The following is a 12,833-nucleotide window of genomic DNA, read 5'->3' as shown; positions in this document are numbered from 1 at the left end:
CATGGCCAAAGCCCAGCCCGTTCGCGGCACCCACGACCTGTTGCCTGATGACTTCGCCGCGCACGGGGAAGTCATCTCCGTCGCGCGCCAGACCGCAGCGACCTACGGCTATCGGGAGATGGCGACGCCGATCTTCGAGTTCACCGATGTCTTCGCCCGCTCGATGGGTGAAACGTCGGACGTGGTCTCGAAGGAAATGTATTCCTTCGATGATCGCGGCGGCGAGTCGATCACGCTGCGCCCCGAATACACGGCGGCGATCTGCCGGGCCTTCATCTCCAACGGGCTGCAGCAGAATGTGCCGTTCCGCGCCTTCGGTGCCGGACCGATGTTCCGCTACGAGCGTCCGCAGAAGGGCCGTCAGCGCCAGTTCCACCAGATCGACATCGAGATCATCGGTGCCCCTGAACCGGCGGCGGACGTGGAGGTGATCTCGGTCGGCGCGGAAATCCTCAACCGGCTGAATGTGCTGCACAAGACGGTGCTGCACCTGAATACCCTGGGCGATCCTGAAAGCCGCGACAGCTACCGCGAGGCGCTGGTGGCCTATTTCAACGACCACCGATCCAGCCTGTCGGAAGACAGTCTCGGTCGTCTGACGCGCAATCCGCTCCGCATTCTCGATTCGAAGGATGAGGGCGACCGCAGGATCGTGGAGAACGCGCCGCTGTTCGGCGACTATCTGAACCAGCATAGCCAGGACTTCTTCGGCACCGTCCTGTTCGGGCTGGACACGCTGGGCATCGCCTACGAACTGAACCCCCGGCTGGTGCGCGGTCTGGACTACTACACCCACACCGCATTCGAGTTCGTGACCGACGCGCTGGGTGCACAGGGGGCAGTAATCGCGGGCGGGCGCTATGACGGGCTGATCGGCCAGCTTGGCGGCCCCGCGACCCCCGGCATCGGCTGGGCGGGCGGTATCGAGCGGCTGGCGATGCTCTCCGGGGCGACCGGCGCAGCCCCCCGCCCCATTGCGCTGATCCCGATCGGTGAGGACGCGGAGACCGAAGCCCTGAAGATCGGACAGGCGCTGCGCCGTGACGGCTTCATCGTCGATCAGGCCTTTCGCGGCAATCTCGGCAAGCGCATGAAGCGTGCCGACAAGCTGAATGCGGCGGCGGCCCTGATCTTTGGCGACGACGAGCTGGCGAAGGGCGTGGTTCAGGTGCGCAACCTGACGACCGGCGATCAGAGCGAGGTTGCGCTGGACGGTCTGACCCGGGCACTGGCTGAACATGAGGGAAGCCGCGTCTGATGATCCCGCGCGACCGGCTGAAACGCATTCAGGTACGTCATGAGGAACTGGAAGCCCTGATGGCGGAGGGCGGCGGGGATCGTGACGATTTCACCGACCTGGCCCGGGAATATGCTGAACTGAGCCCCGTCGTGGAGGGTATCAACCGCCTTTCGGCCATGGATGCGGAGGCGGCCGACCTGCAGGCCCTGATCGACGATCCGGACGGGGATGCGGAGATGCGCGATCTGGCGCGGGACGAGCTGGACACGCTGTCGAAGGAACGCCCGGCGCTGGAGCGGTCGCTGATGCTGCAGCTGCTGCCCGGTGACGCGGCCGACGCCCGCAGCGCCATCCTGGAGGTCCGCGCCGGTACGGGCGGGGAGGAAGCAGCCCTGTTCGCGGGCGAACTGTTCCGCATGTACCAGCGTTACGCCGAACTCTCCGGCTGGCGGTTTCAGGCCATGGAGATCAGCGAGACCGATCTGGGCGGCCTGAAGGAAGGCATCGCCGAGATCAATGGCCAGAATGTCTTCGCCAACCTGAAGTTCGAATCCGGCACCCATCGTGTCCAGCGGGTGCCGCAGACCGAATCCGGCGGGCGCATCCATACCTCCGCTGCCACTGTCGCGGTCCTGCCGGAGGCGCAGGAGGTCGATGTGGTGATCGACGACCAGGATCTGCGCATCGATGTCTACCGTGCCTCCGGGCCGGGCGGCCAGTCCGTCAACACCACCGACTCGGCGGTCCGGATCACGCATATCCCCACAGGTATCGTGGTGACGCAGCAGGACGAGAAGTCCCAGCACAAGAACCGCGCCAAGGCGATGAAGGTGCTGCGTGCCCGCCTCTATGATGCGGAGCGGCAGCGCGTCGATGGCGAGCGTGCGGCGGACCGTCGGCAGCAGGTCGGCAGCGGCGACCGGTCGGAGCGGATACGCACCTACAACTTCCCGCAGGGGCGCATGACCGATCATCGCATCAACCTGACACTCTACAAGCTGGCGGAGATCGTCAGCGGTGACGCGTTGGGTGAGGTGATCGAGGCGCTGGTGGCAGAGGATCAGGCCCGGCGGTTGGAAAGCCTTGCCGAGGCCAGCTGAACAGGAAACCGTCGGTGCGCTGCTGGACCGGGCCACGCGGCAGCTCCGGCAGGCCGATCTGCCGTCGCCCAGACTGGACGCGCGGGTACTGCTGGGCAACGCCATGCAGTGCGACCCGGCCAGCCTCTTGCCAGGATCCACCAGGCCCGTCGCCCCGGCTCAGGTCGCGCGCTTCGATGCCCTGATCGACGGTCGTCTGGAACGCAGGCCCGTGTCTCACCTGACAGGTCGCAGGGAATTCTACGGGCGGGCGTTCATGGTCACGCCGGACGTGCTGGACCCGCGCCCCGATTCCGAATGTGTTGTCGAACTGGCCTTGCGGCATCTGGCGTCCGATGAGCCCACACGCATTCTCGATCTGGGCACGGGGACGGGCTGTCTGCTGCTGACCCTGCTGGCGGAGCGTCCGCAGGCGCAGGGTCTCGGGATCGATATTTCGGCGGCGGCACTGGAAGTGGCCAGGGGCAATGCCGCCGCGCTGGGGCTGCAGGATCGCGCCGCGTTTCAGCAAGGCGAATGGCTGTCCGGCGTCACAGGACACTTTGACCTCATCATCAGCAATCCGCCCTACATCCCGTCCGACGACATCCACGGCCTGGCCCCGGAAGTCCGGGACCACGAACCGCGTCTGGCGCTGGATGGCGGTCGGGATGGTCTTGATCCCTATCGCATCCTGCTGCCGCGACTTGCCGGTCACCTGAAAGCCGAAGGCACTGCGATTCTGGAGCATGGGCAGGGGCAGGAGGCGGCCATGGCACGGCTGGCAGAACACTCCGGCCTTGAAATCACCGCAACAGCCACCGATCTGGGTGGAATAAATCGTGGAGTCGCGCTGCAAACCGCCGTCTGTGCAAAAAAAGCACTTGGAAATGGCGGTGGTACGACGTAGCTTTCGTTCACGGCCTTTCGGGCGTGATATGTCTTTCGGCATACCCCCCGGACCGACAGCTCACACAAAAGCGCGTTTGCGCGAGCAGGCATCTCTCGTCAGAAGACGATGGATGATATCCCGAAGCGACAATTTGGCGGATCAATGAGAGCACCCAACAAGAACCGTGCGCGCGGTCGTTCAAACCGGCGCGCACCGAATCCCAACCGCAGCTTTGAAAGCAACGGTCCCGAGGGCAAGATCCGCGGTAACGCCAGCCAGGTCTACGAGAAGTACAGCCAGCTTGCGCGGGACGCGCAGGCAACGGGCGACCCGATTGCTGCGGAAGGTTTCTGGCAGCACGCCGAACACTATTACCGCATCATGTCCAGCCAGCAGCCGAACAACCGTCCGCAGCAGAACGGCGGCGGCGACTATGATCAGAACGGCCAGCCGGGCATGGACGAAGATCGCGACTTTGCCGAGCAGGATCAGCCCGATGATCCGCGCCGTGGACAACGGCGCAACCAGGGCCGCAACAACAACGGTGATGACAACCGGGGCCAGCAGAATCAGGGGAATGACGACGACGATCAGGACCGGTCGGAGTTCCAGGACCGTGGCGAGCGGCAGGACCGTGGGGAGCGGCAGGAACGCGCGCCCCGGCAACCGCGTCGGCCCCGCCGGAGCGAGAACCGGGACCGTGACGGGCAGGCAGACGGCCAGCCGCAGGCCGCTGCCTCCGACACCCCCGAAGACAGCGCACCGGCACCAATCCCCGTCACCGCACCCGCCGCACCTGTAGCCCAGGTCGAGGAGTCGGACACCGCTGGCCTCGAACGAGTCGTGAAGCGCGTGCGCCGGCCGCGCAAGCCGCGCGAGGAAAGCCCCGCCGCTGCGGCGCCGGCCGATCCGGCATCCGAGGATGCGGCTGACTGATCAGGCAAGCGTCGTGAGCAGTGATGCCGCGATACCCCACATGATCAGTCCGACGATCACATCAAAGACCCGCCAGGCTGACGGGCGCGCGAACACGGGCGAAAGCCAGCGCGCGCCAAAGCCCAGGCTGTAGAAGAAGACGGCCGATGCCAGCGCGCCGCCCCCCCAGAAGGCGAAGCGGCTGGCGAGGTCGTAGCGTGCGGACAGGCCACCCAGCATCACCACCGTATCCAGATAGACGTGCGGGTTCAGGAACGTGAAGGCCAGCACCGTCAGGATGGCCCCCCGGTAACTCAGGCCGCGGTCTGCGGCGGCTTCCAGGGCGGAGGGCGACAGCGCGCGGCGCAGCGCCAGCAACCCGTATGCGAACAGGAAGACCGCGCCGCCAATGGTGACGATCGTGATCAGTCCGGGCGCTTCCCGGATCAGGCTGCCCAGCCCCAGGACGCCCGCGCCGATCAGCAACGCGTCGGCTGCCGCGCAAATCGTCGTGATCGTCAGGACATACTCCCGTTTCAGTCCCTGACGCAGCACGAAGGCGTTCTGGGCACCGATGGCGAGAATCAGTCCGAAGCTCAACAGAAACCCTTCAATCGCCGCGCTCATCAAAGCCCCTTCTAACCGAACCGGATTGCCCGTATAGCACCTTGATGAAGCTTCGGTTGCCACGATTGACCATAGGCATGCGCGCGGGCCTGACCATCGGCATTGGTGGGCTGGTGCTGCTGGCCGTGGTGACCGTGCTGTTCCTCGGCTTTGGCAGTGCGCGACGCAACACGCAGGATCTGCTGCTCGGCAATGCGCGCATTGCGCTGCAACTCATCCAGAACGGAATCCATGCGGAGCTGCATCCTGTCGAGAGACAGGTCGGCTTCGTCGGCACGTTCCTGGAGGCGGAGAACCCCCGCCAGCCGCTCAATATCGACGGCCCTCTGGCCAAGATGATGACCGGAGCGCTGGCCGCCACACCCGTGACCCGCGCCATGTCATTCGTCGATCTGGAAGCACAGATGCTGGATGTGCGGCGCCAGGATGGCAACGGTGTGGTCAGCCGCGGCGATCTGCTGAGCGTTCCCGACATCATCGACAGGATCGCGGCGGCGGCGGACCAGCCGCCACAATGGGGCGAGATCCTGTGGAACCACGAGATCGGCACGCCGCTGCTGACCTATCAGCGCGCGGTGAAGATCGATGGCACGTTCGTCGGCATGATCGGCGCCCGAGTGCCGACCAACCTGCTGGCCCGGACCGTGGCCGATGCCGCTGCCCAGGTCTATGCCACCGCCTTCATCATTCACGGCGACGATCGTGTTCTGGCACATCCGGCCATGTTCGATGGTCGCATCGCAGCCGATGCACGCCCCGATCACCTGTCGGCGGCTGATTTCAAGGATCCGATCCTGAGTGCCTATCTGGAGGGGCGGACCCAGTTGCTGACCGTGCAGGCGGAGGATTTCGAGTCCCGCATCGTCAACCTGCCCGGCGACAATCACGTCCTGCTGATCGCGCGGATGGATCGCTATGGCACCGTACCGTGGAAGCTGGCGCTTGCCTTTCCGCTGGAGGATGTGACGACGGAACTGCTGCGCCTGCTGAAGGCCGGGCTGGCCGGGTTCGCGGTACTGATCCTCAGTCTGCTGATCGCCCTGTTCGCCGCCCGGCGTCTGGCCAGCCCGCTTGTCAGGCTGGCGCAGTTCGCAGATCGGGCACGCAGGCTGGATCTGGAGGGGCTGGAACCCCTGCCCCGCAGTACCTTCCGGGAACTGGACAAGGCTGCTGCCTCCATGAACGGCATGATCACGGGACTGCGCTGGTTCGAGACCTATGTTCCGAAGCGCCTGGTGCAGAACCTGATGGCGCAGGGACAACCCGAAGCCGCCATGAGCCAGGAACGCATGGTGACGGTGATGTTCACCGACATCAGCGGATTCACGGGCCGTTCGGAGAAGTGGAGCGCCCAGCAGACGGCCGACTTCCTGAACGCGCATTTCGATCTGCTGGCCGCGGAGATCGAGGCAACCGGCGGTACCATCGACAAGTTCATCGGCGATGCGGTCATGGCGTTCTGGGGCGCGCCGGAGCCGCAGGACGATCACGCGGCGCGGGCCGTACTGGCGGCAAGGGCCATCCGCGAGGCCGTGGCGATGGACAACAGTCACCGCGATGATCCGGTGAACGTCCGCATCGGCCTCCATACCGGGCCCGTGGTTGTCGGCAATATCGGTGCGACGGACCGCATGAACTACACGATCGTCGGTGACACGGTGAATATCGCCAACCGGCTGGAGACACAGGCAGCGAAACTGTCCGCCAATGCCGGTGCAACAGTCATTCTGGCCAGCGGAGCGACGGTGACTGCCGCGCGCGCCGTTGATGATGCAACCTGTATCGGCGATGTCCTGCTGAAAGGCCGCGCGGGGTCGGTGGAGGGCTGGCTGCTCTGATCTGCGGCGGCGTCAGCGTCCGGGACGCAATCTCGATCTTCCCGGTACGGGAGTCCAGGCCATTCCTGCCCTACATGATCGCGGAACCTCCGGCGGAATCAGTAGTCGATGGGCGTGATGTGCCAGCCATCCTTGTGGAACTGCCAGTAGGATTCCTTCAGGCGCATGGACACCGGTCCCGGCCGGTCATTGCCCTTGATGCGCCCGTCGATGCGTGACGCAGGCATCACGCCACCGGCTGTCGTCGAGGTGAAGACCTCGTCCGCTTCGCGCAACTCATCGGCCGTCAGGGGCCTGACCTCACAGGGAATGCCGAGCTTCGCGCAGAGATCGAGCACGGATTGCCGTGTCACCCCTTCCAGCGCGCCCCGGTCAGGCGAGACCACCGTGCCGTCGATGACCGCAAAGACGTTGAAGCCCGGTCCCTCCGTCACGTAGCCGTCCTGGTCCAGCAGCACTGCCGTATCGGCACCTGCATCCTCCGCCTCGAACAGGGCGCGGATCATGTCCCCCCAGTGATAGTTCTTCACTGTCGGGTCAACGGAAGCAGCAGGAATGCGTGGTGTCTTCGCGATGATCAGATGGGCGCCGCGTTCCTGCACTTCCTCGCTGATCACATCCACCCAGGGAATGGCATAGGCAATGAAACGGTTGGTCACCAGGCTGGGCAGGCGCGGCAGACCGGGAGCAGGCACCCCCCGCGTCGTCACCATGGCGACGTAGGAATCGCGCAACCCCGACCGGCGCACGCATTCGGTCAGGATCTCCGCCATTTCCGCCCGGTCGTGCGGCACCTTCATGCGCAGTGCGGCCATGGAGGCGAAGAAGCGGTCCAGGTGATCGTCCAGCCTGAAGAACCCGCCGTCGCGCACATGCACGACGTCATAGGTCACATCCGACTTGTTGAAGCCCCAGTCGAGCACGGAGACCTTTGCCTCCGAGATCGGGACATAGGCGCCCTCGACAAAGGCGCAACCGCCCGCGAAGGGGTTGGTGTCACCGACGGCGCTCTGGCGTACGGGTGTCTGGTCGTTCATGATCGGTCCTCCATGGCCACCATGATCGCGCCAATCGACCGGGCCGTATAGCCCGACACCGCATCAATCGCTGGACAGGCGCGCAGTTTTCTTCCGGGGAGGAGCAACATGACCGATAGACAGGCCCGCTGGCTGATCAGCACGGCAGAACTCGCCGACAGCATGGATGACCCCGACCTGCGCATCTTCGACTGCTCGACGCGGCTGGCGCCTGATCCTGAATCCACCTATCGCGTCGAGCCCTGCATCGCGGAATGGCAGGCCGCGCACATTCCGGGTGCCGCGTTCATCGACATCCAGGCCGACCTCTCCCGGCCCGATCCGAACCTGCGTTTCACCCTGCCCACGGCAGAGGGTTTTGCCGACGGTGCCGGTCGTATCGGCATCGGCGATGACACCCGTGTCGTGCTCTACAGCCGGTTCCATCCCATGTGGGCGACCCGTGTCTGGTGGATGCTGCGGACCTTCGGCTTCGACAATGCGGCGGTTCTGGATGGCGGCATCGACAAGTGGGAGGCGGAAGGACGCCCGACGGAAAGCGGCAGCGTCCGGCATCCGCCCGCGACCTTCACGCCCCGTCCCCGTCCGGAGCTGATCGCCGACCAGGCAAGGGTCAGCGCGGCGCTGGCGGAGGCGGGCACCACGGTACTCAACGCCCTGGGGCGGGACCAGCATTCCGGCACCGGAGGCACGCACTACGGACGTCCTGGCAGGATCGCGGGCAGCGTCAACCTGCCCGCGCGGGAGATGCTGGACCCGGTGACGAAGGCGTTCCTGCCCCTGCCGCAGTTGCAGAAGATGCTGGACGATGTGGGCGCGGATGGCTCCGGCCCCGTCGTCACCTATTGCGGTGGCGGCATCGCCGCAACGACACCGGCCTTCGTCATGGCCCTGCTGGGCCGCGATGACGTGGCGCTGTACGACAACTCCCTGACCGAATGGTGCGTGAACCCCGAGCTGCCCATGGAGACCGATAGCTGATGATTTCTCGCAAGATCCGCCTGTTCACCCTGCTTCTTGCTGGTTGCCTGCTCAGCGGCGGCGTACAGGCTGCGGAGGAGCCCTCCATGATCCAGGAGATCGATCAGAGCGTGGTGAAGGAGGTTTCGGATCTGGTGGTGGCAAACATCCAGGTAGGCGATTGCGGCGGCACCCCCTGCGAACCGGCCAATGCCATCGAGAAGATCGACGGCATGCTGCCGCGGGACATGACGGAACAGGTCATTTCCAGCGGTGCCGGTTCTGCCTTCGCGGAGTTCTGTGACCTGGACTGGGGCAACCAGTCATACCTGCCCCTGATGGAACGGGAGCGGAACAGCGGGTGCTGGTCGGAACGTCAGATCTCGGCAATTTCGGTGACCCATGGCATTGCCATGGGGCTCTATCGCAACACCCTGAAGACCGAAATCGGGCAATGCACCGCCGCCGTCAGATCCGCTGTGGAACAGTACCTGCTGTCCCTGCGCAATTTCACCAAACGTGGTGACTGTCCGCGCTGGTAGGACGACAGGTGGCCGGGCACACTGCTGCCGGAACAGGAGGTTGCCTGACCGAATGAACTGCCCATCTGCCTGCCGGACCGTGATTCAGCTTCCAGCTATCCATGGGCAACCGGCTTCGCCGCCAGCGACTTCCAGAGTCGCGGTGACAGGCTGATGGTGACGATCCCGATGGAGAGAAAACACCAGATTGCCGGCATCTCGTTTGGATTGTCGGTGAGCAAGCTCGCCAGGACCGGCCCGAAGAGCGCGTGAAAGAGCACAAACCGCCACGCGCCATACAGAAGTGGAGCCAGGAACGCCGCCACTACATAGGTCGGAAACGCACCCGGCAGACTGATATCGAATCCCGACATGTTCACGATGCCATTGAACGGCGCCGCCCATGCGATATGCCATTCGCCGAGCATCGTGCACATCGTTTCTCCGCACAGGGACATTCCCACCCGGCATGAGCCTGCCCACGCAAAGGGATAGAGTTGCAGCAACATGAAGGAAGCGGAGAACGCACAGGCCCCGTAGGCCAGAATCCGCGCCAGGGGACGAATCCGCGACCGGCTCAGTTCCATTGCGAATGCGTTGATGAAGAATGGCTGGAAAATGATGTGCAGCAGCGAGAAGAAGGTAATGACCTGATTGGCCGGGGCGGAACAATTGCCCGCCACGAGGTAACCGGCTGCCTGCAGCCCTTCCATGGCCGTGAAATAGGCGATGGTCAGCGGTATGGCACTGGCGCGCTTCTGCCTGATCGTGATGACCGTCGCGGCGGCGCCGGCACCTGTCATGGCCAGCGAGACTGATAATCCCCAACACATTGCCGATACTAGCATTTCGCTCGGCAGCAGGGGGATATATCTCTGGTCGGGGCCGAATCAACTCAGGTCGTGTTCGCCACTTGCAAGCGGGAGCACTGGATTGCTCCACTGCCTGACCGCATTCCGGACGGCTCCAGTCGCTTGCCGGAGTGGTTCAGATGTTGATCGTGCGCTTGTGGACCGCCAGTGCCGCTTCCTTGACCGCCTCGTTCAGGGTCGGATGGGCGTGACACATCTCCGCGATCTCATGTGCAGTGCCGCCAAGTTCCATCGCCGCCAGTGCCTCGTGAATCATGGTTCCGGCATCGGGGCCGATGATGTGAACCCCCAGCACGCGATCGGTTTCCTTGTCGGCGATCATCTTCACCAGACCGTCTTTCTCCCCCACCGTGCGGGCACGGGAATTGGCCGAGAAGGGGAACTTGCCGACGGCGTACTTCACGCCCGCTTCCTTGAGTTGCTCCTCGGTCCGACCGATGGAGGCAACTTCGGGCCAGGTGTAGACGACGCCGGGCACGGTTTCGTAGTTCACATGCCCCGGCTCTCCAGCGAGGTAGTCCGCGACAACCACGCCCTCATGCTCCGCCTTGTGCGCAAGCATCGGGCCGGGAATGACATCGCCGATGGCAAAGATGCCGGGCGCGGAGGTCTGGAAGTGCTCATCAACGGTGATGAAGCCACGATCCGTCTCGACACCGACATTCTCGAGGCCCAGTCCCTCCGTGTAGGGGCGGCGGCCGACGGAGACCAGCACCACCTCGGCATCCAGCGTCTGGGCATCGCCGCCCTTGGCCGGTTCCACTGTCAGGTTGACCTTGGTCTTCAGCGCCTTGGCCTCGGTCACCTTGGTGCCCATCATGAACTTGATGCCCTGCTTTTCCAGGATCACCTTCATGCGCTTGGAAATCTCGCCGTCCATGCCGGGGGTGATACGGTCCAGGAACTCGACCACGGTCACCTCGGCACCAAGACGCCGCCAGACCGAACCCAGCTCCAGACCGATATAACCGCCGCCAATGACGATCATCGACTTCGGCACCTTCGACAGTTCCAGCGCGCCGGTGGAGGAAATGATGCGCTTCTCGTCGATCTCCACATTCGGGATCGTGGCCACTTCCGAGCCGGTGGCGATCAGGATCGTGTCCGTGGACAGGGTCTGCTTCTTCTTGCGGCCACCGGGACTGACCTCGACCGTTTCATTGTCGATGATCCGGCCGGTACCGATGATGTAGTCGACCTTGTTCTTCTTGAAGAGCCCCTCGATCCCGTCGGTCAGGTCGGTGACGACCTTGTCCTTGCGGCCCAGCATGGTCTTCAGATCCAGCTTCACGCCGCTGGTCTGAATGCCGTGGACATCATAGTGATCGCGCGCTTCCTCGAAGAGATGGGAGCTTTGCAGCATTGCCTTGGAGGGGATGCAGCCGACGTTCAGGCAGGTGCCCCCAAGCCGCCCGCGCATCTCGACACAGGCAACGGACAGCCCGTTCTGGGCGGCGCGGATGGCCGCGACGTAACCACCGGGACCGCCACCGATGATGACCAGATCGTAACGCTTCTCTTCAGACATGCTCTTCGCCTATCAGGATCGGTGTGCGTGCTGTTTCTCTCTCGGCCGGACCTCAGAGGTCCAGGATCATGCGCCGGGGATCTTCCAGGCATTCCTTGACCCGGACCAGGAAGGTCACCGCCTCCCGCCCGTCGATGATGCGGTGATCATAGGACAGCGCCAGGTACATCATCGGGCGCAGCTTGATCTCCCCGTTCACTTCCATGGGACGCTGCTGGATCTTGTGCATCCCCAGGATGCCCGACTGCGGCGGGTTCAGGATCGGCGTCGACATAAGGGAGCCATAGACACCGCCGTTGGAGATGGTGAAGGTGCCGCCCTGCAGGTCGTTCAGGCCCAGCTTGCCGTCGCGGGCCTTCAGGCCCAGACCGGCGATGGTGGACTCCAGCCCGGCGATGGAGAGCTGGTCCGCATCGCGCACCACCGGCACCACCAGACCGTTCGGCGTGCCGACCGCGACACCGATGTGATAGTAGTTCTTGTAGATCACGTCATCGCCGTCGATCTCCGCATTCACGGCGGGCAGATCCTTCAGACCGGCGATGCAGGCCTTCACGAAGAAGGACATGAAGCCCAGACGCGCGCCGTGCTTCTTCTCGAAGGCGTCCTTGTGTTCCGACCGCAGCGCCATGACTTCCGTCATGTCCACCTCGTTGAAGGTGGTCAGCATGGCGGCGTTGTTCTGCGCTTCCTTCAGGCGACCGGCGATGGTGCGGCGCAGACGCGTCATCCGCACCCGTTCCTCCCGATCTTCCTCCGGGCGCGGTCCGGACGACCCGGGAGCGGAAACCGCCATGGCGGGGGCGGCGGTCTGCCGTTCCGCCTGCTTCGCCCGACCCTCCGCAATGGCGCGGGCGACGTCGGCGCGGGTCACGCGACCATCCTTGCCGGTGCCTTCGATGCCGGCCAGGCTGACGCCCTTGGCTTCGGCCAGTTCCTTCGCCGAATCCATGGCCACGACCTTGCGGTCGGGTGCGGGTGCGGCCTTCGGCTTCTCAGCCGGTGCCGCCTTGGCCGGAGCCGGTGCGGCTTCGGCCTTCGCCGGAGCCGGATCAGCCTTCGGTGTGGCAGCCGCCTTGCCTTCCGCACCTTCATCGATGGTGCCCAGTACGGCACCGACGCCAACCGTCGCGCCCTCTTCAGCCAGGATCTCGGCCAGGGCACCAGCGGTGGTCGCATTGACCTCCAGCGTTACCTTGTCGGTCTCCAGTTCGCACAGCGGATCATCCACGGCAACCGCGTCGCCGGGCTGCTTGAACCACTGGCCGACAGTCGCTTCGGAGATCGACTCGCCCATGGTCGGGACTTTGATTTCAACGGTCAT

At 64.5% G+C, this 12,833-nt stretch carries 12 protein-coding genes; 7 read left to right on the top strand and 5 right to left on the bottom strand.

Translation table 11 applies throughout. The features are described 5' to 3' along the window. Position 1 precedes the first annotated feature (1 nt). The 4 genes from hisS to QGV55_RS03820 all read left to right on the top strand — a co-directional run bounded on the left by hisS (position 2) and on the right by QGV55_RS03820 (position 4,147). A complete protein-coding gene (hisS, locus tag QGV55_RS03835; protein ID WP_281018179.1) occupies positions 2–1,258 on the top strand; it encodes a histidine--tRNA ligase in 1,257 nt (418 codons plus the stop codon). Then, positions 1,258–2,340, top strand: coding sequence for a peptide chain release factor 1 (prfA, locus tag QGV55_RS03830; protein ID WP_281018180.1), 1,083 nt, complete (start codon positions 1,258–1,260; stop codon positions 2,338–2,340). The genes hisS and prfA overlap by 1 nt, the downstream gene beginning before the upstream one ends. Further along, positions 2,324–3,229, top strand: a complete 906-nt coding sequence (prmC, locus tag QGV55_RS03825; protein ID WP_281020064.1) for a peptide chain release factor N(5)-glutamine methyltransferase — start codon at positions 2,324–2,326, stop codon at positions 3,227–3,229. Before prfA ends, prmC begins: the two co-directional genes overlap by 17 nt. A 144-nt stretch (positions 3,230–3,373) precedes the next feature. Beyond that, complete coding sequence (locus tag QGV55_RS03820; protein ID WP_281018182.1) at positions 3,374–4,147, top strand: DUF4167 domain-containing protein; 774 nt, start codon at positions 3,374–3,376, stop codon at positions 4,145–4,147. Here QGV55_RS03820 and QGV55_RS03815 read toward each other — a convergent pair whose 3' ends face one another. Next, on the bottom strand, positions 4,148–4,753 hold the full coding sequence (locus QGV55_RS03815) for a LysE/ArgO family amino acid transporter (protein ID WP_281018183.1): 606 nt from the start codon (positions 4,751–4,753) through the stop codon (positions 4,148–4,150). A gap of 65 nt (positions 4,754–4,818) precedes the next feature. On the opposite strand from QGV55_RS03815, the gene QGV55_RS03810 reads away from it, so the two are divergent. After that, positions 4,819–6,591: an adenylate/guanylate cyclase domain-containing protein gene (locus QGV55_RS03810; RefSeq protein WP_281018184.1), complete on the top strand. Its 1,773-nt coding sequence runs from the start codon at positions 4,819–4,821 to the stop codon at positions 6,589–6,591. 98 nt (positions 6,592–6,689) lie between these two features. On the opposite strand, the gene QGV55_RS03805 is transcribed toward QGV55_RS03810, so the two are convergent. After that, complete coding sequence (locus QGV55_RS03805) at positions 6,690–7,628, bottom strand: aminotransferase class IV (RefSeq protein ID WP_281018185.1); 939 nt, start codon at positions 7,626–7,628, stop codon at positions 6,690–6,692. 108 nt (positions 7,629–7,736) lie between these two features. Here QGV55_RS03805 and QGV55_RS03800 point away from each other — a divergent pair, with 108 nt between their 5' ends. Then, positions 7,737–8,609 carry a sulfurtransferase gene (locus QGV55_RS03800; protein ID WP_281018186.1) on the top strand — a complete coding sequence of 291 codons (873 nt, stop codon included), beginning with the start codon at positions 7,737–7,739 and terminating at the stop codon, positions 8,607–8,609. Continuing rightward, positions 8,609–9,130, top strand: coding sequence for a hypothetical protein (locus QGV55_RS03795; protein ID WP_281018187.1), 522 nt, complete (start codon positions 8,609–8,611; stop codon positions 9,128–9,130). The genes QGV55_RS03800 and QGV55_RS03795 overlap by 1 nt, the downstream gene beginning before the upstream one ends. A gap of 95 nt (positions 9,131–9,225) precedes the next feature. On the opposite strand, the gene QGV55_RS03790 is transcribed toward QGV55_RS03795, so the two are convergent. From QGV55_RS03790 to odhB, 3 genes are all read right to left on the bottom strand, one after another. Then, positions 9,226–9,912: a DUF5765 domain-containing protein gene (locus QGV55_RS03790; protein WP_281018188.1), complete on the bottom strand. Its 687-nt coding sequence runs from the start codon at positions 9,910–9,912 to the stop codon at positions 9,226–9,228. 184 nt (positions 9,913–10,096) lie between these two features. Beyond that, positions 10,097–11,509: a dihydrolipoyl dehydrogenase gene (gene lpdA, locus QGV55_RS03785; protein ID WP_281018189.1), complete on the bottom strand. Its 1,413-nt coding sequence runs from the start codon at positions 11,507–11,509 to the stop codon at positions 10,097–10,099. A gap of 52 nt (positions 11,510–11,561) precedes the next feature. Continuing rightward, positions 11,562–12,833 (bottom strand): 2-oxoglutarate dehydrogenase complex dihydrolipoyllysine-residue succinyltransferase, encoded by a 1,272-nt coding sequence (odhB, locus tag QGV55_RS03780; RefSeq protein WP_281018190.1) that lies wholly within the window; start codon positions 12,831–12,833, stop codon positions 11,562–11,564.

Source organism: Minwuia sp. IMCC3009, from assembly GCF_029909415.1.
In the GTDB taxonomy this organism is placed as follows: domain Bacteria; phylum Pseudomonadota; class Alphaproteobacteria; order Minwuiales; family Minwuiaceae; genus Minwuia.
Note: the sequence above shows the minus strand (reverse complement) of the source record. Positions and strands in the feature narration are given on the sequence as shown.